The 22,436-nt window shown below is 47.7% G+C and carries 17 protein-coding genes and 1 pseudogene; 4 read left to right on the forward strand and 14 right to left on the reverse strand.

Translation table 11 applies throughout. From position 1 onward, the window contains the following. Nucleotides 1–14: 14 nt before the first annotated feature. From mfd to ELR70_RS15040, 3 genes are read left to right on the forward strand one after another with little or no spacing between them, the layout of a single operon-like run. Nucleotides 15–3,488, forward strand: coding sequence for a transcription-repair coupling factor (gene mfd / locus ELR70_RS15030; RefSeq protein ID WP_054015060.1), 3,474 nt, complete (start codon nucleotides 15–17; stop codon nucleotides 3,486–3,488). Next, nucleotides 3,485–4,330 carry a CsiV family protein gene (locus tag ELR70_RS15035; RefSeq protein ID WP_054015059.1) on the forward strand — a complete coding sequence of 282 codons (846 nt, stop codon included), beginning with the start codon at nucleotides 3,485–3,487 and terminating at the stop codon, nucleotides 4,328–4,330. Before mfd ends, ELR70_RS15035 begins: the two co-directional genes overlap by 4 nt. An 11-nt stretch (nucleotides 4,331–4,341) precedes the next feature. Further along, a complete protein-coding gene (locus ELR70_RS15040; protein WP_054015058.1) occupies nucleotides 4,342–4,590 on the forward strand; it encodes a hypothetical protein in 249 nt (82 codons plus the stop codon). Nucleotides 4,591–4,670: 80 nt separating this feature from the next. On the opposite strand, the gene ELR70_RS15045 is transcribed toward ELR70_RS15040, so the two are convergent. From ELR70_RS15045 to ELR70_RS15085, 9 genes and pseudogenes are all read right to left on the reverse strand, one after another. Beyond that, the gene (locus tag ELR70_RS15045) at nucleotides 4,671–6,539 is read right to left on the reverse strand and encodes a collagenase (protein WP_347232138.1); all 1,869 of its coding nucleotides are present in this window, start codon (nucleotides 6,537–6,539) and stop codon (nucleotides 4,671–4,673) included. Beyond that, on the reverse strand, nucleotides 6,491–7,306 hold the full coding sequence (locus tag ELR70_RS15050) for a M9 family metallopeptidase N-terminal domain-containing protein (RefSeq protein ID WP_128064620.1): 816 nt from the start codon (nucleotides 7,304–7,306) through the stop codon (nucleotides 6,491–6,493). Before ELR70_RS15050 ends, ELR70_RS15045 begins: the two co-directional genes overlap by 49 nt. A 117-nt stretch (nucleotides 7,307–7,423) precedes the next feature. Further along, nucleotides 7,424–11,065, reverse strand: coding sequence for a PKD domain-containing protein (locus ELR70_RS15055; protein ID WP_054015056.1), 3,642 nt, complete (start codon nucleotides 11,063–11,065; stop codon nucleotides 7,424–7,426). Nucleotides 11,066–11,234: 169 nt separating this feature from the next. Then, nucleotides 11,235–11,987, reverse strand: coding sequence for a sugar phosphate isomerase/epimerase (locus ELR70_RS15060; protein WP_241566311.1), 753 nt, complete (start codon nucleotides 11,985–11,987; stop codon nucleotides 11,235–11,237). A gap of 164 nt (nucleotides 11,988–12,151) precedes the next feature. Further along, nucleotides 12,152–13,864, reverse strand: coding sequence for a GMC family oxidoreductase (locus ELR70_RS15065; RefSeq protein WP_054015054.1), 1,713 nt, complete (start codon nucleotides 13,862–13,864; stop codon nucleotides 12,152–12,154). 9 nt (nucleotides 13,865–13,873) lie between these two features. Beyond that, nucleotides 13,874–14,482, reverse strand: a complete 609-nt coding sequence (locus ELR70_RS15070; RefSeq protein ID WP_054015053.1) for a gluconate 2-dehydrogenase subunit 3 family protein — start codon at nucleotides 14,480–14,482, stop codon at nucleotides 13,874–13,876. Continuing rightward, nucleotides 14,472–15,677, reverse strand: coding sequence for an MFS transporter (locus ELR70_RS15075; protein WP_054015052.1), 1,206 nt, complete (start codon nucleotides 15,675–15,677; stop codon nucleotides 14,472–14,474). The genes ELR70_RS15070 and ELR70_RS15075 overlap by 11 nt, the downstream gene beginning before the upstream one ends. Further along, nucleotides 15,674–16,741, reverse strand: coding sequence for a sugar phosphate isomerase/epimerase (locus tag ELR70_RS15080; protein WP_054015051.1), 1,068 nt, complete (start codon nucleotides 16,739–16,741; stop codon nucleotides 15,674–15,676). Before ELR70_RS15080 ends, ELR70_RS15075 begins: the two co-directional genes overlap by 4 nt. Nucleotides 16,742–16,783: 42 nt before the next feature. After that, a pseudogene (locus tag ELR70_RS15085) lies at nucleotides 16,784–17,899 on the reverse strand (Gfo/Idh/MocA family oxidoreductase); the annotation flags it as partial. A gap of 216 nt (nucleotides 17,900–18,115) precedes the next feature. Between ELR70_RS15085 and ELR70_RS15090 the strand changes: the two are divergent. Continuing rightward, the gene (locus ELR70_RS15090; protein WP_054015280.1) at nucleotides 18,116–18,859 is read left to right on the forward strand and encodes an AraC family transcriptional regulator; all 744 of its coding nucleotides are present in this window, start codon (nucleotides 18,116–18,118) and stop codon (nucleotides 18,857–18,859) included. A gap of 7 nt (nucleotides 18,860–18,866) precedes the next feature. Here the strand turns inward: ELR70_RS15090 and ELR70_RS15095 are convergent, their stop codons facing one another. The 5 genes from ELR70_RS15095 to ELR70_RS15115 all read right to left on the reverse strand — a co-directional run bounded on the left by ELR70_RS15095 (nucleotide 18,867) and on the right by ELR70_RS15115 (nucleotide 22,409). Further along, nucleotides 18,867–19,406: a GNAT family N-acetyltransferase gene (locus ELR70_RS15095; RefSeq protein WP_054015049.1), complete on the reverse strand. Its 540-nt coding sequence runs from the start codon at nucleotides 19,404–19,406 to the stop codon at nucleotides 18,867–18,869. A gap of 718 nt (nucleotides 19,407–20,124) precedes the next feature. Continuing rightward, a complete protein-coding gene (locus tag ELR70_RS15100) occupies nucleotides 20,125–20,553 on the reverse strand; it encodes a hypothetical protein (RefSeq protein WP_054015046.1) in 429 nt (142 codons plus the stop codon). A 367-nt stretch (nucleotides 20,554–20,920) separates the two neighbouring features. Continuing rightward, entirely contained in the window at nucleotides 20,921–21,496 is a 576-nt protein-coding gene (locus ELR70_RS15105) for a hypothetical protein (protein WP_054015044.1), read from the reverse strand. A gap of 23 nt (nucleotides 21,497–21,519) precedes the next feature. Next, the gene (locus tag ELR70_RS15110; protein WP_054015043.1) at nucleotides 21,520–21,924 is read right to left on the reverse strand and encodes a DUF3574 domain-containing protein; all 405 of its coding nucleotides are present in this window, start codon (nucleotides 21,922–21,924) and stop codon (nucleotides 21,520–21,522) included. Nucleotides 21,925–22,064: 140 nt separating this feature from the next. Continuing rightward, nucleotides 22,065–22,409 (reverse strand): hypothetical protein, encoded by a 345-nt coding sequence (locus ELR70_RS15115; RefSeq protein WP_054015042.1) that lies wholly within the window; start codon nucleotides 22,407–22,409, stop codon nucleotides 22,065–22,067. Between the last annotated feature and the right edge of the window lie 27 nt (nucleotides 22,410–22,436).

The following is a 22,436-nucleotide window of genomic DNA, read 5'->3' on the forward strand; positions in this document are numbered from 1 at the left end:
ACAGGAGTATATGAATGGCAACAGCGCAGTGGAACCAACTTCCCTGGGTCAAATCACAAAAGGATAAAATCCATTGGGGCCAGCTGGTCGGTAGCAGTATGTCCATTGCCATCAGTGAGGGCGTCAGACAACATGATGCACTGGTTGTAGTCGTAACCCCCGACACGCCAAGTGCACTGCGACTTGAAACTGAGCTGGGTTACTTGCTGGGCGAAGACAAAGTCCATGTTTTTCCGGACTGGGAAACCTTACCTTACGATCACTTTTCGCCGCACCAGGACATTATCTCACAGCGTCTTGCCAGCCTGAACTCTTTACGCCATCAACATCAGGGCGTCTTACTGCTGCCTGTGTCTACCTTAATGTTGCGTACCGCACCGCCAGAGTTTATTTACGGCAACGCCCTGCAATTCAAAGTAGGCGACTCGCTGGATGCACAAAAGCTCAAAGAAACCCTGGCTCAGGCCGGTTATCGCAATGTTCAACAGGTGATGGAACATGGTGAATTTGCCGTGCGCGGTTCTATCATAGACTTGTTCCCGATGGGCAGTACCACGCCATTCAGGCTCGACTTTTTCGATGATGAGCTCGACAGTATTCGGCTGTTTGATATTGAAACCCAGCGCTCCAGCGAGCAGATCAAGTCAATCGACCTGTTACCGGCCCATGAATTCCCCACCAATGAAGAAGACATAGAGCGTTTTCGGATTGCGTATCGTGAAACCTTTGGCGCGAGCAGCGAACAAGACTCCATTTACATGCAGGTTACCCGGGGCAACTGGCCGGCGGGTATCGAATATTATTTGCCATTGTTTTATGAGCAGGTAGCCACGATTTTTGACTATCTGCCAGAACAAGCGGTGTTTATGCACCTGGGCGACATTGAGCAAGCCGCCTCGGAGTTCTGGCTGGATGTTAACAAACGCTATGAGAGCCGTCGGGTTGACCCACTACGCCCTCTGCTGGAACCGGTGCGCCTGTATCAAAATGTCGAAACCCTGTTTGAAGGCTTTGCACGTTACCCCAGAATTCGCCTGAGTGAAGCAAGCTTAGGCACTAAGGCGGGCCATACTAACCTCGGTGCCAGTTTAGTGACCGATGTCCGGGTTGACCATAAACAGAGTGACCCATACAAGCCTCTGCTTGATTATATTACCTCTCAGAAGAAGAACAAAGGCCGGGTGCTGTTCAGTGTTGAGTCGGATGGTCGTCGTGAATCCCTGATGACCTTGCTCAAGCCAAGCGGCCTGAAACTCAAAGAGTTCGACAGCTTTAGCGACTTTGTCGGTGCACGTAACGATGTGGGTCTGATAGTCAGCCCGCTGGAGCGTTCGGTGCTGCTTGATGGTACCAAACCTCTGAGCATACTGACGGAACAAGAGCTGCTGGGTATTAAGGTGTCACAGCGCCGCCGTCGCAAGCATAAATACGATCAGGGTCAGGATGCACTCATTCGCAACCTGGCCGAACTTAAAGAAGGCCAGCCAATTGTGCACCTGGATCATGGTGTTGGGCGTTACCTTGGCCTGCAAACCATTGACGCAGCGGGAGTGGCCACTGAATTTGTAACCATCGTCTATGCCAATGACGCTAAGTTATATGTGCCGGTATCGGCGCTACACATGCTAAGCCGCTATTCTGGTGGTGAAGAAGCTTCAGCCCCGCTGCACAAGCTCGGCTCTGATGTGTGGGAAAAAGCTAAGCGCCGCGCGGCTGAAAAGGTCCGTGACGTTGCCGCTGAGCTGCTGGACATTTACGCTAAACGCCAGAGTAAGCCCGGACACTTGTTCAAACTTGACGGCCAGGCGTATCGCGAATTCAGCGACACCTTCCCGTTTGAAGAAACCGACGACCAACGCAACGCCATTGATGCCGTACTGGGTGATATGCAAACCCCGCTGGCAATGGACCGGCTGGTTTGTGGTGACGTTGGCTTTGGTAAAACTGAGGTGGCAATGCGCGCCGCGTTTGTGGCCATTAACGACAACAAACAAGTGGCCGTGCTGGTCCCCACCACCTTGCTGGCGCAGCAACACTATGAAAACTTCCGCGACCGCTTTGCCTCTTTACCTATTGAGGTGGGCGTATTGTCTCGCTTTAATAGCACCAAGGAGCAAAAAGACACCCTTGATAAGCTCGAAAATGGCCAACTCGATATTGTGATAGGTACTCACAAGCTGCTGCAACAGAGCATCAAGTATAAAGACCTGGGTCTGCTGATTGTCGATGAAGAGCACCGCTTCGGGGTAAGACAAAAAGAGAAAATCAAACAGCTACGTGCGGATGTAGACATACTCACGCTCACCGCAACGCCTATTCCCAGAACCCTGAATATGGCCATGAGTGGCATGCGCGACCTGTCTATCATTGCCACACCACCAGCAAAACGCCTGGCGGTTAAAACCTTTGTGCAGGAGCGCAATGATGAGGTTATTCGCGAAGCGATCCTGCGGGAAATTAAACGCGGTGGTCAGGTGTACTTCCTGCACAACAATGTAGAGACCATAGATAAAATCGCGGCTGACATTGCCGCATTGGTGCCCGAAGCCAGCATTGCCATCGCCCACGGCCAGATGCGTGAAAAAGAGCTTGAGCAGCTGATGAGCGACTTTTATCACCAGAAACACAATGTGCTGGTGTGTACCACCATCATTGAAACCGGGATTGATATCCCGTCTGCCAACACCATCATCATGGACCGTGCAGACAAACTGGGCCTGGCGCAGATGCACCAACTGCGTGGTCGGGTTGGCCGTAGCCATCACCAGGCGTATGCCTACCTGCTAACCCGTAACAGCCAGACACTGACCAAAGATGCGGTGAAACGCCTGCAGGCCATTGAGTCGCTCGAAGATCTTGGTGCCGGCTTTGCTCTGGCCACCCATGACTTAGAGATCCGGGGCGCGGGTGAACTGCTGGGTGATGAGCAAAGTGGTCAGATCCAGACTGTGGGCTTTACCCTGTATATGGAAATGCTGGAACAGGCCGTTCAGGCACTCAAAGAGGGCAAAGAGCCGACGCTTGAGAACCTGTTACAACAGCAAAGCGATGTGGACCTGAAGATCCCCGCCCTGCTGCCTGATGACTATATCCATGACGTCAATATGCGCCTGAGCATGTACAAGCGCATTGCCAGCGCCAATGATGAAGAGTCACTGGACGAACTAAAGGTTGAGCTGATCGACCGCTTTGGCCTGCTGCCGGATGCAGCGAAAAACCTCTTTAGTATCCAACTTTTGAAATCAAAAGCGGCTAAACTGGGGATCACCAAAGTAGAAGCCAACCAAAAAGGCGGCTACTTTGAATTCAGTGCCAGTACCACGGTTAACCCGACATTCATCATTGCTCTGATACAAAGCAACCCGGCTGTGTACCGCATGGAAGGTGCCAGTAAGTTACGTTTTAATATCGAAGAGAAAAATGGTCAGGAACGCTTAAAACTGGTAAATGCAATGATAGACGACTTTCAGAAAAAGGCGGTGGCATGATAAGGACAGCCCTTTCACTGACGATACTAAGCACAGTGCTGCTGGCCTCTGCGCCGGCCAGTGCAAAACGCTGGTATGAAGTTGAGCTGATCGCCTTTGCCCAACAAAAAAACGATCAGCTGAATGAAGACTTTACGATTGAAAACCCTGAGCTGGATTTAAACCGGACACTGGACTTGCTGACAAAGGGCTATAACAGCGCAGGCCAGCAAGCTTGTCTGAATGGTGACAGTCGTTTTGACCCTCGCACGGTAACTAGTCGCTTTGTCCAACAGGATACCTCCTGGCACTGCGCCGACGGCATAGATTATATGGAAAAATATCAGCAGCTGCCGTTGACGCCCTATGCCGAGCCACAGGAACATAAACAAAGCATCTACTTGCTAAGCGAAGAGCAACTTAAATTCGACAGCGTGCTCAATCAGCTAAAAAAGAAAGGACTTGAACCCATTCTGCACACCGGCTGGCGCTTTCCCGACCAAAGTAAAAAGCGCGCGCCGAACATACTCGTTTATGGCGGACAAAAGTTCGAGCAGCCCGCCAGCTATGTGGCTCGCTTAGATACGTCCGATGATGGCTTTATCAGCCTGCTGGGTGAGCCCAAAGAGCGTGCACTAAGGGAGCAAGACCCTGCGCTATGGCAACTACAGGGCTGGATGAAAATCCATATACGGCATTACTTATACGTCACCAGTAACTTTGACTATCATTATAAAAGTGATGAAGGCGATTTAGAAAGCGCCAGAATGTCTCAGTTTACCCGTGTATACAGCGGTGACATCCATTATTTAGATCATCCCAAAATGGGGATTATCTTCCAAATCAGAAAATACAGACACTGACGGAAACTACTATGAAAAAAATTTTAATCCTGACTGCGCTGCTCGGCCTGGCCGCCTGCTCTAAAGTAAGCATGGAGAACTACGACAAAATCGAAGTGGGTATGGATAAAACTGAACTAGAACAACTCTTAGGCTCAGCAGATCAGTGCGAAGAAAAAACCCTGCATACTAACTGCACCTGGGGCAACGACAGCAAACATATTAAAGTGACGCTGGTTTCGGATAAGGTTACCTTGTACAGCAAAAAAGGGCTTGAATAAGCCTCTTAGCTAACCACTATAAGAAAACCCGGCTATGCAGCCGGGTTTTTTATTTTAACTTTTCTGATAAGAGCTATAGGTTAATTAGCGTCATAACGCCCTGTCAGCGTAGCTCCGCTAAACATGGGGTCGGCGCTCAACAGGATATAGTAAATCCCGCCACTCGTTGTACTAAAATGACAGGTTTCACGGTTACCGACTTTCCAGGGACGACAGTCATAGTCTGTTTTGCTTGCCTCGCTGCCAAACTTCACATGCAAGTCCAGCTCCCCTGTTCCGCCTGTGGTGCTGAAGGTAATATTAGTCGCGCCAGCAGGCACCGCCATGGTATAAATCAGTTGACCACTATCAGACACATTGACGGGGACAGCGACCCCATTTTGCAGTTCGTTTTCACCCGCGGTGGGTTGCTGAATATATCGAGCTAACAAAGTGGTATTTTGATAGCCCGTTTCGGTGCCAACCGCAATATAGTGCCAACCTTTTTCGATGTTATCTAACACCAGGGTTTCATCATTACTGGGCCCTGTAGATTCATGGGTATAACGCCAGCCGTTATCCGGACGGCCATACTCATAATAAAGATCCGCATTGCCCGTGCCATGGCGTAGCGTAATCTCCAGAGAAACGTTTTGTAGCCCTTCGGGCACGTAAATGGGGTACTCTTTAAGCTGTCGGGTATCTGTACCTGACAAACACCTGGCCTGACCCGCCTGTGTTCTGTCTGACGCTAACTGCACCCCACAGGCATTGATGCCAACCTGATCACTCCCCTGAATGTCATCAACATTCACAGGCTCCACTGGTGAGGGAGGGCGCGTGGTATCAATAACACACCCTGTCGACTCTACTTGTGTCAGCCAGTTTGAAAACTGGTCGTCATACAACTTCTGAGCGACCCATTTGTCTACCAGTTCAGAACGGTACCCCGCAAAATCACCGTCCTTAAACAACGTCAGCATATCGAAGAACGCGGCGTTTTGTTGCTCGTACATAAAGCGTGTTGCCAGGTAGCCCCAGTCGTAGATCCGTGTTTGCCCCACTCCATACTCGTTGCTGAATATAGTGGAAAGTGAATAAGTCCCCTTTCTGGCCTCCTCAACAGCATAAGGGTTACAGTTCTTCAGCGAGCTATATTCCGCAATCCCTTCACCAAACCAGACTGTACGGCCTGCACTATTGCTGTCATTGAAGTCGCCTTTTGAGATATAACGCCCTTCCAGATAATGAACATATTCATGGCGTAGGTTCCAGATATCAAAAATCGGGCGCTCAGATACATGTTCATAAGCATAAAAGGTGGCCTGATCGCCCGGCTTAGACGGATCCCCCTCTCGATAGGTCCCTCCATTGCTGGTGCTGACATTGAACAGCACTCCACCGTATGTAACCCACTCTTTTTTATCATTGAATATCACCATTCTGAGCGAATCATTGTCATCCGGTGTAACCGGGACCCGCTCAGTGCGCAACAGTTGATGAAAGTGGTCTTCATGGACCTTGAGCGAGTTACAGGTCCATGCCAGCTGCGTTGCAGTCATATCCTGTGCCCAGATAAACAGGTTACCTGAGGGGCACGTTAGGCGATTACCAAGTACCTGGGTAATGATTTCCTGTGGCTTGTCACACACTGAGTAAGTATTACACTGACGGTTATAATTGACCGATTCGAGTACAGCCAGATAAAGAGTCCGTTCACGGTCGGTTTTGAGCGGTCCGTAACTGTTCAGTATGCGTGTGATTTCATTTCGTAATTTGGATTCTAACTGGGCAAAGTGGGGCTCTTGTTCCCCACGATAAAAATTAACCAGTTGATACCCCAGATTGAACAGGTGGTAATCGTTGGCTGACTTACTCAGCCAATTCAGATTGTCATTAATGAAACCCGTAATTGCATCTATCAGATCGTGTGTATGCTGTTGCGAACGACAGCTTGTATCACGGCACAGTCATTCAGAACTTGCCAGAATAAAGGGGTTGCTGAGCGGCCCCAGTCATTAATTTGCTCGTAGGATTCATCATACCTGGCTAACAGACCAAGCGTCAGTGGCACCAGAAACTGACCTATTTGTGCATTTTTAATGATGCCCGTCGCACTGCGGATCAGCTGAGCATTGGTTTCAGTTTTATCAAAGAAGTGCTCATTGGCGTAGAGAGTATTGATAGTACTAACCATAGCTTGCTGTGTCGTCGGGTTCACAAAACGTCTGAAATCGTAATACGAATAAGCTTTTAGCCAGTAAAACAAATCGCTAAGGTAGGTAACATCAGTCTGACCATCGTAGTTAACCAAGCGGGTATTTAGCTCATTGATAACGGTTGCAAAATTAGCATCTGTGTAGGCCCCCAGAGTCAGAGTTTCAGGGTTATCATTAAACAAGGTATCGATACAGACCTTACCATGATTTCTTATCGCCTCCAGAAAAACTGAACCACTGAGATGACTGAATACCTCATCGGGGCAGCTGGATGAAGTCGAAAGCGCATTACTGAAAGACATAAAGGCACGGCTTGCAAAAGGCAGTTCTGATTTCGGTGTAATTTGCCTGTTACTGTGCATTGCGTCCGCTTTATACTCAGTATCGGCATGGATATGCGCTACGTCGGCAGCGCTAAAGTCATTTATGGGTGTGGCCGTTTCTCTGTCACCTTGCGCCCAGCCAGAGGCTGAGCTCAGAGCGATGACCAGAGGTGTCATCTTGATTACTTTATACATGTTGTTGTCTCATTTAGTTGTGTTGTTATATTGCGGGCACAGTTAACCCTCAAGACAGTGCCCGATAGGTGTAACAATAAATAAGCCACACAGGGTGTGGCTTATGGTCTTCAGGGATTAGTGTGGGCGACAGCCTGCAACGTCATAATCAACGACTATGGTGGCACCGACCGGATTACCTGACATCACCAGATAGCCCCAGTAGCGAGATTGATCTGTGATTTCATAGAACAGGCACTGCTGATCAGCGTCTGTCACTGACACCGCGTCATGATCGCTGCCATCAGCTTTGGGCCAGTGACCGTCACCGAAATAAATACGGGTATCGGCGGGCGCATTAATCAATGTAACAGCAACTGTTTTTGGACCGCGATCCATTTCTGCAAATGAATAGCCACGGGTGCTGTTGATGCAGTGCGGTTGACTCGGAGTCAGACGTCTCACCGCTGAACCATCTGAGCCCTCGCAAGCGTTAGTCAGGGGCGGATGCTCAACGACTACTGTGACAACTGCGCTGGCTGTCATATTGTCATTGTCGGTGACCGTTAAAGTTGCCTGATATACGCCTGCTTGTGCGTAACTGTGACTTGGGTTAGCAAAGTCACTTTGTGTGCCATCGCCAAAGTCCCAGTGAAAAGCGGTGATCTGACCGTACTCATCGTCCGAACCCGCACTGCTGAACGCCACGGCCTGGCCGATTTGATTGTTGCTCGTTAATACACTGGCCTGTGCAAGCGGAGGCTGAGGTGGCGGTGGAATGTTCGAGCAATTTGCAAAACTACACAAAACAGTCATCTCAGTGACATCGGCGTTGTCAATCACGCCATCGCCATTGATATCAAACGAGTTGTCCAGTGGCAGGTTTGCAGCAATGGCGGCGCGCACCGCACTGATGTCATCACTGTCAACATTGCCATCTTCATCAAAATCGCCAATCGGAAGTACCCGAATGATAACCTGTGTGCTGCTGCTCGCGCCTTTATCATCGGTCACAGTAAGGCTAACGGGATAACTGCCAGCGCGTTCGAAGTGATGACTGATAGTCTCACCCACCAGAGTCGTGCCATGTCCAAGATCCCACAGATAGGTAATAAGCTCGCCATCCTGATCGCTCGACTGACGTCCATCCAGAAAGACCTGCTCCCCGGCTCTGACGGTCTGGTTACCGCCTGCGTTGGCTATCGGTAAACGGTTTGGTGCGGAACGGTCGGCATCACGATGGATATCATAGTACGCCTTGAAGCGCAGCAATTCATAATCCTTGAACGGGTCGATCATCACGTTAAACACACCACCTTGTTCAAACTGACACAATTCGGTCTGATTTGGCGCCTCCCAGGGGCGACAGTCATACTGAGATTTAGACACAGCCTGATTTCGACTAACGTGAATATCTGGGTCCCCATTGTAACGCTCGACCAGCTCAAAGGTTACCAGAGAAGCCGCATCCGGTACTGCAAACTCATAGTTATAAGTCTGTCCACCAGCACTGGCTGCCAGGTTTAGCTCGTCAGCCAGGTAAATACGTTCACACTCATTACACAAAGGTGCATCCTCTGGCGATAGCTCAGTGATCACAGCGCTGCCATGTGCTGTGCTTTGATTCCCGGCATTGTCGGTAACCGTAAGGCTAACCTGATAAGTACCAGTCATGGTATAAATATGATCAACTTCTGCTTGAGTGCTTTGCGTACCATCGCCAAAATCCCACAGGAATGAGACTATCTTGCCATCTGGGTCGTTAGAACCAACGCTTGAAAACTTCAGTGCGTGGCCTACCGCTTCTGCACGCGTCTGGCCGTTGATGTTTGCGAACGGCAATTGATCTTGTGTGTCTGCTATTTCGTAATACACCTGAATGCTCGCATTGGTGTAAGTTTCAAAGGGGTCGATGATCACCTCAAAATCGCCTCCGCCCTCAAACTCACAGTATTCCGTGATCCCTTTCCAGGTGAAAGGTCGGCAATCAAACTGTGTTTTTGAAACCGCCCTATCTTTGGCCACGTACATATCTAAGTCGCCATTTCTCTTGATTGACCCATCTGCCATCTTGGGCCCCTGGTAACCCCCGGGTACGACAACCACAGTACGGCTGGCGCCTTGCGGTACACTGAATTGGAAGTCAAAGGTTTTACCGTTACGGTCCGGCCAGGAAGCATTTTTCTTATTCGCCCAAAGACCATCGAGTTTAAACAAGGTATAACGCTGCTCACCGTCATTGAGATAGGGATCCTCACCCTGAATGACGCTCAGCGTGGTGTCACTGTAAGCAGTAAACGCATGAACAGAGGCAAAATAGGGATAATTCGCATCCGGTGTATCCACCGTAACTGCTTCACTGTCTCCGGGACTGTTAAAAGAGATCAGATCGGCTATCCATTGTTCATCCGCATTGGCCGGTGGTGTCGGGATCTGGCCTTTTGACACATACAGATCCGGGTCTTCACTGTGACCATTAAGATAAAACAGGATGTTGTGTGCAGTATCAGGCAGGTTTATCTCAAAGGTCTCCACTGACGCTTTGGCAGCAAAAGGAATGTGATAACTGGCCAGCACCTCCCCCTGCGGTTCGACATCCAGCCCCGAATTACCATCCCAGGGATGACCCGCATTGCTAACATACTGCGACAAACCTGTTTTGATCAAATTATCGTTCGACCATAGAGTACTGCGTGCTGGATTATGGAGCGCAGCGGTCATACGTGCAACCTGCACTTGTGTGAACATGGCGTAGTTGTCTGAGTAGTGCATAAAGTTTTCGGTGTTAGTAGGCTGTCCCAGGCAGTTAGGCGCATTATTCTGCATTTCACTGGGCATAGACATCTGAGGTGTATCACAGCTACGGTCGCCGGTTGAATGACAAAACGCTTCGTTGGTAATCGAGCATTGCTTAGTTTCGAAGGTGTGGATCAGGTTAAGCCAATGACCAAACTCATGGGTCAGTACCGAGCGAAAATTTTCACTGGTGTTGTTACCCACATAATGGCCGTTATAGACGACTCGTGCGGTATTTTCCTCAGTCATCGCTAATTCCGGATACCAGGCAACTCCGGAATTAGTCTCCTTACCATCATCATACAAGTCATGCATGAGATACACATTCATATAGCTGAAGTTGTCCCAGGCATCGGCCTGTATTTTCGCCAGCGTTTCATCATCATGGTTGCCATAGCCCCTCTGATCGTGACTATATCGGACAATACCATTAGTTGGGTTGCCCTGAGGGTCTTTACCCGCCAGCACAAATTCGATATTCAAATTTTCACGGATCGCCTGAAACTGAGGAGAGACCTCAGGAGAGTCGACCGACAGTCCCTGAAAGTCATTGTTTAACCTGGTCAGTGCATCCTGTATTTTCTCGTCAGTCAGACACTTCTGGCTGTCATCGCTGCAGTTGTAGGCGTCACCGTATACATGGAATACGACTGGGATATAGTAGCGCCCCGCTACTGCGGCACTGTTGCTTAATAGCTCGGGCGACAATGGTGCACTTTGTGTTGCTGCCATCATGGGCTGTGCAAATGGTGCCATCAACCCGACAGGTTGCTGAGTAGCAAGCTTTTGCAATCTTGCCCAGTCCTGACCGTTGTCATCTGCGCCACAGCTGGGCATTAACGGGTCCTGAGGCCACTCATTGTGTGCAAGTTTCGCTTTAACTTCACTCGTCTCGGTGCTGGCATGTTTGACGCTTGCTTGCACTGCTAGTGGTGCAATACAGGCACTAAACGAGCATAGCCCCGCAATAATGCGTTTCTTCATCTTGTTGTATCCTTGTTGTTGATATGTAGTGCTTTGTACAGCCCGCCCTCTGATTGCCGGTACGGGCTAATATGCTTTGTTATTTTGGTGTAACTTTGGGTCCGACTGCTATGCCATCTTCGCGGCATTAACAATGAAAAAGGCCTATTTTATGTCGTTGTGCGCTGACCTAATTGGTCAGTTGGGTAATGATGTTATCTAGTCCTTTTTTTGAAACCTGAACTGCCTCTAACTGAGTTAATCCGTCCGGGTATTCTTCCTGCTCCAACACTAGCCATTGCGTACCACCTTTTTTCACATTAGCGTAAATAACAGCAGGCCAATCTGTAATGTCCTGACCGATCAAAGGCTTCTTGTTGTATGTTCCCGCTGGATATTTGGCTTTAAAGTGCGTAGTAATGGTTCTGTTCGGATAGCGATTAATGTAAGTCACGGGATCTTTTCCAGCGTACTGGGCCCAACCCACATCCAGCTGCAGCACAAAGTCTTCAGGTGTATTTGCAGCAATGTAATCCCAGTACGTGCTGTTTTTGTAAGGCACCAGCTCCCGGTCATGATTGTGGAAGCCAAAACGCATACCTTTAGCACGCATTTTTGCTGAAACTTTGTTTAACTCCATAACAAATGCTTCTATGGTCTCGGCCTGCTCTGCTCGTTTATCACTGGGCACTATCATCATTGGGCTGCCCAACTGCTGATAAAAACTTACAGTCTGTTCAAACTTCTCATCGGTCAATTCATGCATTTTGACATGCGCCCCGCTGACTTGCAGATCCAGGCTATCCAGATAACGTTTCAATCCCTTAGGATCATCACGATATGGGCCAAAATCACCGGCAAACTCAACCGCATCAAATCCCATAGCCGAGATTGCTTCCAATGTCCCCTTAAAGTCTTTTTCAGCGTATGGTTGACCGACCATAACTGCACACTGATCGCGGGGATTTGTGATCGCTCAAGTTGCATCGTCCTTTGATTGTCTGCGTCGCGAGTGCCTGGTTGTCCGTTACATGCTGTTAGCAACCCCGCGCATACCAGCGTTGAGAGAAAGCGTTTAAAAAACGTCATAGTAAGTACCTTTATTATTTAAATGCGTCTGGCGGCGATTTCTTTCACCGCGTAGTTCACAGCTCTGACTGTTAATGCCATAAATGTCAGACTGGGGTTTTGCACTGCGCTAGAGCAAAAGCTAGCTCCATCAGTAACAAATAAATTTGGAATATCATGACTCTGGTTAAAGCCGTTAAGCACAGAGTCTTTCGGATCCCTGCCCATTCTGGCAGTACCCAGTTCGTGGATCCCTGAACCGGGCGGTTTGTCGTGCAGGCCGCAAGAGACATTTTCCAGGCCTATCTTTTCCAACATTAACTGGCCCTGCTCGGCGGCGTCGAGCATCATCAATCGTTCGTTTTCAGAAAAGCGACAGTTGATCTCAAGTTGCGGTATGCCCCATTTGTCTTTTTTAAATGCGTGTAATTGCACACTGTTTTCAAACCTGGGCAACATCTCTCCCTGCGCCCCTAACCAGAACTGCCACTTTCCGGGCTTCTGTAACTGTTGTTTGAATGCGATACCAATGCCATCCTCGTGCTGCATTGCCTTCCAGTCCTCTCGATAAGCACCGGCGGACATACCATATCCGCGTAAAAATGGCCTTTTCGGATTAGGCTTGAAGTAGAAGTTAGGTATATACAATCCACCTGGCCGCCTGCCGGAATAAAAAGCGTCTTCAAATCCGGGGATCTCTGCTCTGGCCCAGGCGTTATAGTTATGATCCATGAGGTAGTGACCAAGTACACCGGAGCGATTGGCTAGACCGTTGGGAAAGGTCTTGTTGCGAGAATTAAGCAATATTTGTGTTGAACCCAGCGTAGATGCACACAAAAATACCACTTTGCCAAAATATTCCCGTTGTGAAAGGTCTTCATTATCTATGACTCGGACGCCTTTAACGCGATTGCTTATACCATCGTAGATCAGACTGTGCACCACGCTATTGGGTGCTATCTGTAAGTTTCCGGTTTTAGCTGCATCTGGCAGCGTTGAGCTTTGCGTCGAGAAATATGCACCGAAGGAGCAGCCTTTTTGGCATTCATTACGTGCCTGGCACTGTCCCCGGCCCTGAGCCAGATGATGTGCGCTGGGTTTGGTCAAATGTGCCTGCCTGCCGTGGATCAGCTTTCTGTCAGGAAAGGCGGCTTCAAGCTGCTGTTTTATGTGTAACTCAGGCGCCGTCATATCAAAAGGAGGTAAAAACTCACTGTCGGGAAGTTGTGGCAATGACTCTTTCTGTCCGCAAATACCCACATGACGCTCTACATAGGAATACCAGTGAGCCAGGTCTTGGTATCGAATTGGCCAGTCATTGCCAAATCCATCTAATTTATTTGCATTAAAGTCAAAGTCACTCCAGCGATATGAAAAGCGATGCCAAAGTAATGATTTACCACCTAACTGATTGGCGCGGATCCACCAAAAATCAGTTCCTTTTGCGGTCTCAAATGGTAAATCTCTGTCATTACCAAAAAAGTGTTTGGTACTGTCATTAAACGCATAGCAATTTTTTTGAACATGATACTGCTGCTCTATCTCCGCCAGTGACACTTTGCTACGAAGCGGTTGTTCCCATGGGGGCATGCCTTCGCCAACGTAATCTTTGCGATGCTCAACAACCCGCCCCCTCTCGATGAGTAGCGTCTTAAATCCTTTTTCACTGAATTCCTTTGCAGCCCATCCGCCCGTTATCCCTGAGCCAATCACAATGGCATCATACGTTTGTTTTGATTCTTTGATGTACATAACAGCTCCTTAGTAGTAGGCCAAAGAGCCATAGCCAGCTTGCCCGCGATAGGCTATCTGACCTTTGAATCCGCCAGGATAAGCCTGATACACAAGCTCCTGACTGGCTCCGGTTTCTGACGTGTAGTAACCAAAGCAAACCAGTGCCTTAAGCTGTTTAAAGTCAGTACGCTGCTGCTCTGAGAAAGGCTCGGCTGCGGTTTCCAGTCGAGTTAAGTGCACAACTTGCTTTTCGCCATTAAGCTGTGCGAATGAGTGCCCATATATACGCAGACTGCTTGTTTCGATTACACTCAGTATCGCCCGCATACGGTTATGTACATTCAGGTCGTAGCAGTGATACAACTGATGATCAATAAAACCATGAACGCCTATGTCACCGGCGCCGGGGGTTTCAGTTGCCGGGATAATGGTGTTGCATACTCTCTTTAGCAGCATCAGCTGTTCTTTGCTCAACACCTTGGTCTGATAGGGTTCACCGTCAGGCACAACCCGATAGTTCAACGCAGCTGCTAAAGCACTATCACCAATAAGTCCGTTACTTAAACCGGCCCCTAAACTGATGAGTACACCCTGCAAAAAGCGCCTTCTGGAGTAATTAGTGTGTTCAACTGTCATTGCATACCCCTTTCGGAGTTTGGCGTCTGGCTTTATAAAAGCTGCCCAGCAAAAGCAGTCCAAATGCCACAACCAGACTAAGTGGGAAGTAACTCAGAACGACTAAGGTACTGGACGCATTTTGAGTACCCACCGCCGGCCCTCGCTCAACTAACTGGCCAATTATCGGGTTCCAGATACTGACAGCAAACATACCAGCAGCCCCCATGACTCCCAGGCCAAGTGCGCCGGTTCTGGGTAACTTTTCAGACACAAATCCAAGCATAGTGGGCCAAAAATAGGTGACCCCAAGAGCGAAAATAATCGCCGCGTAATACACCTCAGAGCCCTGTGCAACAGACATAAAGCGGATCCCCATATATGCCGCGACAGAAGACATAAGCAACACACCCAGTGGGTTTAATTGTTTAATGACAGGTCCTGCAAAATAACGCCCGACTGCCATCACTCCGGTGATCAGCGCCAGAGTCAACATGGCAGACGCACCGGATTCTCGGAGTATGCGTTCGATCCATTGTTGGGTTAGCAGCTCAGTACTCGCCGTAAGCGTCATACACAACAACATGAACAAAAAAAGAGGTGAAAACAAAGCCTTTAATACCCCACGCTGCGGCTCCGCAGGTGCCTGTTCTTCGATAAAGTTGTCGGGTAAACGAATAAGCAATACGCCATAGAGCAAAGTTGGAATAAGCAGGCAGGCAAACTGAAACTGCCAGCCAAGACCCAAATAGGTCATTGATATTGAAACCAGTGAACCTAACACGATACCGCCGGGAAACCAGACATGAAAACGGTTTAACATGGTCGTTTGCTTGGTAGGAAATAAACGGGTAACCATTGGGTTGCAACCTGCTTCAACAGCACCATTCGCCAGACCAATTAAAAAGGTTGCAAACATCAGGCTGTAAAACCCCGAAGCAAATATGGTGCACAACAAACCCAATATATGGCCGGCAAATGCAATCATGAGTAACCGTCTGGCACCCAGCATTTTGTACAGAGCACCACCGACGATTGTTGCCACTGGAAACCCGAAAAATGCCATTGCGTTGACCCAGCCTAGCTGGCTGTCGGTTAGCTGCATTACCTGACTGAACTGCGACAACATGCCAGCACGGATAGCAAAAGTCATCGCTGTTACCGTCAGTGCAATACATGCAGTAATAAAGGCCCAATGCTTGACTTGTCTGTTCATATTTCACGCTCCCCAAGCCCAAGGAGACGCCTGTTTGTCATCTCGCAACTGGCTCCGCCTGCGAAATCGTCAAATGCTTTTTCAGTCGGTTTAATGATCAGATCTTTAATGATCTGGGCTCCTTGCAGCGCGCCTATGTAGGGGTCTTTGATGCAACACTCCCACTCCAGTACAGCCCAGCCATCGAAGCCATATTGTGTGAGTTTGCTGAATATCGCGTTAAAATCGATTTGGCCGTCGCCAAGGGAGCGAAAACGCCCTGCTCGGTCTTTCCAGTTAAGATATCCGCCATATACACCGGTCCGCCCATTGACACGATATTCCGCATCCTTGACGTGAAATGCCTTGATCCTGTCATGATACAAATCAATAAAGGCGAGATAATCCATTTTTTGCAGATGTAGATGACTTGGATCGTATAATATATTGGCTCTGGGATGGTGGTTGACCTGCCTGAGAAACGCTTCAAAACTCGCTCCATCGTGTAAATCTTCCGCCGGATGCAGCTCAAAACAAACATCAACCCCAGCGATGTCAAAAGCCTCAAGGATCGGTAGCCAACGCTGAGCAAGTACTTCGAATCCTTGCTCTATCAAACCGCCAGGGCGTTGAGGCCAAGGGTAAACCATAGGCCAAAGCAGTGCGCCAGAAAAAGTGGCATGTGCACTAAGCCCCAGGTTTTTACTGGCCTGAGCGGCGAGCATCAGCTGTTCACTCGCCCACAAAGAAATTGAGTCAGGATCTTTGTTCAAGGTGTTTGGATAAAACCCGGCAAACATCTCAATATAACAAGGCGCTACAGCCACCAGTTGCCCCTGTATATGTGTTGAGAGCTCTGAAATTACCAGATTGTAGCGCCCCAGTAGTGCCTTGATATGCTCACAGTAATCTTTACTTTCGGCTGCATGCGCTAAATCGAAAAGAGATTCAATGTGGGTCGGCAGCTGAATTGCTTTGTATCCCAAGCTTGACGCCCACTGTGCAAGCCCTTCCAATGAATTATATGGCGCTTCATCCCCAATAAACTGCGCCAGAAAAATACCAGGCCCTCTAATTTCAGTCATGTAATTGCGCCCCTGAACAGCATGCCACTTTTGCGATGATCCGCTGGCCCGAACAACACTATCAATGAACAACATTCCCCGGATCCCTTCTTTGATCCCCGGTACGTCTAACGCTTTATCACAAGGTGGCTGGACCAATTGCCGCGCCCGAATTTGCGCTGCAAAATTGCGGTATAAATTTGCAAAGGCTTCTATATACCCTTCCGGATGACCTGCGGGCAATCTTGTGTTTTCAACAGCAAGAGACGATTTATTAGCAACCCCACTTCGGATAACTCGCATCGAACTGTCTGCATATCTGAGTGTCAGGCTGTTGGGGTTTTGCTGCTGCCACTTTAGGCTTCCTTTATCTCCATAGACGCTGATAGAAAGGTTATTCTCTTCTCCTGTAGCCACTTGACTGGCCAGTAGTACTCCTTTGATTTCATCACCAAACCTGAGTAGTACTGCACCATCATCATCCAGCGCCCTGTGCTCGTATGCTGTATTAAGATCCGCGCATACATGGGTGATAGATTTACCACTGATGTATTCAGCCAGATTAGCTGCATGAACACCAATATCGCCCATGCAACAACTTAACCCTGCCTGTTCAGGGTCAAGTCGCCAGCTAGCTTGTTTTGTACTCTCAGCATTTTTACCACTCAGCCAGCCCTGTTGATAACTCACAATAATTTTTCGAATAGTCCCTAACTCGCCTGCGTGTACCCGATATCTGGCTTCCTTCACCATCGGATAACCGGTATAGGTATAGGTCAGCGCATATAACACATCAGAGCATGCAAGCTGACGGGCCAGTGTAAGTGCCTGAGCCAATGAAATCGTGGCGGGTTTATCTGAAATCACATGAAAACCATGTTTAATCGCTTCGCTGGCCATTTGAAAGTGCAAGTGGTTCGGCGTGACTATGGCTAGTAGCTCCATTCTTTCGCCCTCTGGCAATGAAGATTCCATCTCCAGCATGTCATTAAAATGTTGGTAGCAACGCGAAGCCTTTAAACCCAGATATCTTCCGTACTCATATGATCGCTGCGGCGCACTACTGAATACGCCACATACCAGTTCGATTTGACCATCAAGCTGTGCTGCCATGCGATGTATAGAGCCAATAAAGGCGTCCGGGCCACCGCCGACCATTCCCATCTTAATTTTTTTCATCTACTTAATTCTGCTGTCTTATTTTTCTGATATCGCAAAAATAGTAAATAGAAAGTGAATTTATGCGTTAGGTCAAAATCGGACAATAATGCAAGAAAATCGGCGACATTGTATTCACCAATTAATGATTAATATTTAAATACATCTATATTAATGACTTACGATGACATATATTGTATACATAAGAAGAAATGAAAAAGAATGAGCTGTAATGCAATGGATAATGATAAAAATCAGAGCGATGCGTTTTTCGACTCTGTACACTTTTCTCAATTATTAGCTATGCTCGACATGCTCTCTGGTACGCTATTTTGGGTTAAAAATGCGCAAGGTGAAATCGTATTCGGCAATGAAGCCTTCCTTGCGCACATTGGTGTATCTTCTTTGCACCAGATACTTGGTCAGACCGATCTTGCTTTTGCACCACCTCACCTCGCCCACCAATATATGGTTGATGATAAAAAAGTAATTTCAGGTCAAACAGTTACGGAACGACTCGAAGTAAATCAAGCCGATGGTTCAGACGGTATTGCCTGGTATGTTACCTCTAAGCGCCCTTTGTATTCTGCAAGCGGCGAGATCATCGGAACTTATGGTATGTCAAAAAAGCTCCACGTACATACCTGTACTCAACCCGGGATGAAAGCACTTAAGGCGCCAGTCGAGTACATCAGAGCCAACTTTGCTCAACCTCTCAAACTCACGGAGATCGCCGAGGCAAGTCACTTATCGGTCAGCGCACTGGAGAGACGATTTAAAAAGCACCTGAATACCACACCCAAAAAATTTCTGACCCAGGTTAGACTAGAACAGGCCAGAAAGTTACTAATAGAGACCAATGACTCAATAAGTGACATTGCATTTTCTGTAGGATTTACCGATCACAGCTATTTTAGCCGACAGTTTCAGCTGTACTTCAGTGAACAACCCCGCGAGGTTAAAAAGCATTACCATCGATAGATGATAGTCACGAACTGACAAAGGCGGCATACTCATCAAAGTAACCTGCCTTTTCACTCAACGGACAAAACGCGAATATGGCAACAGCACCACCTTTGACTAGTCGGAACCCGCAATGCTTCAACAAACGCTGACATGCCAAATTATTGTGCTGAACCTTGCCCAATACGAGTGACACCTCACGGCCGGGCACCAGTATATCCAATGCATTCAAAGCCGCGCTGAGTGCCTCAGAAGCCAGACCTTGGCGCCAAAATCGGGGAGCAAGCTCAATGCCCAGGTGAATGTGTTTTGTATTGACGTGGTAATCGTATAACCCGAGCGTACCTATGAATTCTCCGTTATATTCAATCGCAAAGCGCCCGCCTCGCCCCTCGTAGAATTCTTCAAGGTCGGCCTGTAACATTGCCCTGACTTCTGGCTGGGTTAGCTTATCGCCATAATCATTGTACTGGCTTACTAAAGGGTCGTTTAGCAGCGCCACCAGCGCCGGTACATCACGATAGTTCACCAGCCTTAGCAGCAATCTGGGGGTTTTAATTTGCATCGGGTTCCATCATCCAAAAGCTTTTAATAAAGCCCTCTCTTTTTCGCTAAATTAGTATAAACTATCGGGCCTTAAGTAACAGCCGTCAGGAGTCGTTAAGATGAGCGAAGAGTATATTGTCATTCCCCCACCACTAAAGTATGGTGCCCGGAAAAAGGCGAAGGCTGGACACTGACCGGGATAACCGGTATTGAAGAAAACACCTCAGTAATGTTCAGTGGCGTCCGCTACACCATCCCGGCAAAGACCATTGTCGAAGAACTGCTGCCAAATTATCAGGCAAGAGAGAAAGAGCAAGGGTGAGCTCATCAGCTCACCCGCACAATATTAACTAAGAAAGATACGCCGCTACCATACCGAATATCTTCATTCTGTATAACTGGTAATTCTCATTAATCTGATTTCCGTACCTTCGTATACAACGCGACGATTTTCCTTCAGTATGTCCAGGCAGAAAGTGGCTGTGATGTGATTTTCGTCCGATAAAATGCGCGCATAAAGCCCAGTAGGTAACGCCTCCGGGCTTGGCCCTTCTCCCGCTTCTTCAACACCATATATATTGCCATCCGCTGTATCCGATATCCTTAGACTCGGAGGGTGTCCGTTCCAAACCGATAATGTACCAGATACATTTTTACAGGGTTTTGCTTCTGCCGATGTAGATTGACAGAGCGCACACATAAGTGCCAGAAGGTAGAATTTTTTACGCATTAATGTGCTAGGCATAAAATCGCACTTTGATTTTCTTGAAGAACCATATGCAAAGGTAGCTAAACAGAAACACGACCGCGCTATAGGCCGCTGCAAGATAAGGCGTTAACAAGTAGCCGACCACATTTCTGCCACCATCAGCAACTCGCATCTTTCTTGCTTTTATTTCCTCTTCAGTCCAGGTTGACTCTTCGACAAGACTGATGGAACCATCTCCATCTCTATCTAATTGTACAACTATTAAATCCAGCTGATAATTTAAATTGTATAAAGATGCTGCAACAACCAGATACATGAATACAACACAGACGAGGTATTTGGTCAGTACTTGCAAAGGTTTTAGGCTCACTCCTTTAAAAAACAGAATAAATATGGGCATTACTAAAAAGGGTACGCCGCCAACTTTTATCAATAAAGTAGCACTTTCAATACTCATGCTAATCATAATAGACCTACAGCCAATTCCCTTTCTCTGAATATACTAATTCGCCATTTTGATTGGTGATTTGAAACATACCATCAGTTAAGAGTGTGTAGACTACCTGCTTCCCTTCAAATTCATACCCGACAAATCTGCATTCAGAACCTGGGATAAGACAGTTTTTGTGTAATGTTTTACCGCCGAGCCGCAATTTCTCCCCTTTGAGATTATGTATTAAGTTTAAAACAACGTTATCGCACATAACATCGGTCTCTTCACATAACCTTGTTACTGTTGCTTCATACTTAGCCGTAACCAAAATTTCAGCGTACGACGCCGATGATATTGATAAAAAAATTAACGCTAAAGGAACCTTCATAGCTTATCGTACCTCGTGAGCCATAATTTCTTCCTCAAGCTCATGCCTATCGCGCTCTTTGCAAGATAACTCTACCAGGTTCACAGTAGGGATTCCGAGCTTGACGATCATCTTTTGTATTTCCCTTGGCATATAAATGTGATTGCCTCTTGAGATATTGCAGTAGTTACGCTTTGCAAATTTTTGCAAATAGGCATCATCTTCATTTGAAGGGAGCCTGAGAACAACCGCAGCGCCAGGGTTTATACAGCACCCAATGTACTTATCGGCATATTCGTAGTTAAAATAAACAAGCTGATACCCTAACACACGCGTTTCTTTTTCAGGAAAGTGGAAATTAAGATAGTCAAATCTTTCCTGTGGCTCAGGTGAGAAAATGCCTGATTTAACCATCTGATTAACAACCTCTCGCCCCTTTACCAAACTTTCCTCAAGATACGTTGGCTCTATTGTTAAAGAAGCCTCGATACTGATTTCTCTTTGGCTGTATGACTGAGCTGACCAGAGGGCAAAACTAACAAGCGTCGTAAGCTTCATCTTAACTGCAAAGCGCTTAAAGCAAGACCACAAATATTCCATTCCTTTTCACCCAAAACCAAAAACTATTTCACGTTCGTAGCGCTTTTATAATCCGGCCCGATAAAATCCCACTCAGCAACCGGTACTTTTACCAGCATTACCGAGTCCTGGCCAAATCGACGGGCATATAAGGACGCCAGCATCTTAGCCTTTTCAACCCCCTGCTCGTCCACTATCACGGTCACCACTTTTGAGCGCTCTGGTTTACCTTTGTAGTAACCTACCGAATCAACAACATTAAAACCATCAAACGTCTTTACTATCTCATCGTTTTGAAACGTCTGCCATTGCTCTAGCGACACCCCACCGCCACCTGGCAATGACAGACCAAAGAACAGCCTGAGCCGATAGACTTCGTCTGCATAGGCGTGGGAAGTACTGAGCAGCAGAGTAAGTAATATCAAACGATTTGCGAATTTTACGACCATACATTTTCCTTATTGAATGCGCGAAAATTAAATTGATGACCAACATCCTTTAAAGCTAAGTCATTAGTGGTTCTTTGCTTTACACGATTTAGACTTACTTGAGGAACAAAGAGTTGGCTGACCAAAGAATATGGTAACTATTATTCTTTCACCCAACCAACACTTAACACATAGCGGCTGCCTTGCGTAACTTTGCTCACGGCATGGGCTTCTATGTCGGGTCTGAACAGTTTAACCCTTGTCCAGTTTACAAGGGTATTTTGGCAAATAAACTCTCCACCTTGTTTCGCGTGTTTAAGGATAATATTGAGCCGGTAGTGTTTGCCAGCGTTGACCTGATCCACATGCTGTTTAATTTCACTGCCCGCCGGGAAATGGATCAGGTAACAGTCGAATTTAATGGGCCAGATTGCGCCGCATAACAGCATTTTATCGTAGCCCGAGTCTTGCCTTCCCGCTTCCCAGCGCCATAACTTATTCAACATACCAGCACTCTCTTAACGCCTGCGCAG

Origin of the sequence: Pseudoalteromonas sp. R3 (assembly GCF_004014715.1) — a bacterium.
Lineage (GTDB): Bacteria > Pseudomonadota > Gammaproteobacteria > Enterobacterales > Alteromonadaceae > Pseudoalteromonas.

Bases quoted from the DNA above. Each gene is read 5' to 3' on its own strand.
- mfd (WP_054015060.1), top strand. From the start codon at position 15: ATGGCAACAGCGCAGTGGAACCAACTTCCCTGGGTCAAATCACAAAAG.
- ELR70_RS15035 (WP_054015059.1), top strand. From the start codon at position 3,485: ATGATAAGGACAGCCCTTTCACTGACGATACTAAGCACAGTGCTGCTG.
- ELR70_RS15040 (WP_054015058.1), top strand. From the start codon at position 4,342: ATGAAAAAAATTTTAATCCTGACTGCGCTGCTCGGCCTGGCCGCCTGC.
- ELR70_RS15050 (WP_128064620.1), bottom strand. From the start codon at position 7,306: ATGTATAAAGTAATCAAGATGACACCTCTGGTCATCGCTCTGAGCTCA.
- ELR70_RS15055 (WP_054015056.1), bottom strand. From the start codon at position 11,065: ATGAAGAAACGCATTATTGCGGGGCTATGCTCGTTTAGTGCCTGTATT.
- ELR70_RS15060 (WP_241566311.1), bottom strand. From the start codon at position 11,987: ATGGTCGGTCAACCATACGCTGAAAAAGACTTTAAGGGGACATTGGAA.
- ELR70_RS15065 (WP_054015054.1), bottom strand. From the start codon at position 13,864: ATGTACATCAAAGAATCAAAACAAACGTATGATGCCATTGTGATTGGC.
- ELR70_RS15070 (WP_054015053.1), bottom strand. From the start codon at position 14,482: ATGACAGTTGAACACACTAATTACTCCAGAAGGCGCTTTTTGCAGGGT.
- ELR70_RS15075 (WP_054015052.1), bottom strand. From the start codon at position 15,677: ATGAACAGACAAGTCAAGCATTGGGCCTTTATTACTGCATGTATTGCA.
- ELR70_RS15080 (WP_054015051.1), bottom strand. From the start codon at position 16,741: ATGACTGAAATTAGAGGGCCTGGTATTTTTCTGGCGCAGTTTATTGGG.
- ELR70_RS15090 (WP_054015280.1), top strand. From the start codon at position 18,116: ATGGATAATGATAAAAATCAGAGCGATGCGTTTTTCGACTCTGTACAC.
- ELR70_RS15095 (WP_054015049.1), bottom strand. From the start codon at position 19,406: ATGCAAATTAAAACCCCCAGATTGCTGCTAAGGCTGGTGAACTATCGT.
- ELR70_RS15100 (WP_054015046.1), bottom strand. From the start codon at position 20,553: ATGAGTATTGAAAGTGCTACTTTATTGATAAAAGTTGGCGGCGTACCC.
- ELR70_RS15105 (WP_054015044.1), bottom strand. From the start codon at position 21,496: ATGGAATATTTGTGGTCTTGCTTTAAGCGCTTTGCAGTTAAGATGAAG.
- ELR70_RS15110 (WP_054015043.1), bottom strand. From the start codon at position 21,924: ATGGTCGTAAAATTCGCAAATCGTTTGATATTACTTACTCTGCTGCTC.
- ELR70_RS15115 (WP_054015042.1), bottom strand. From the start codon at position 22,409: ATGTTGAATAAGTTATGGCGCTGGGAAGCGGGAAGGCAAGACTCGGGC.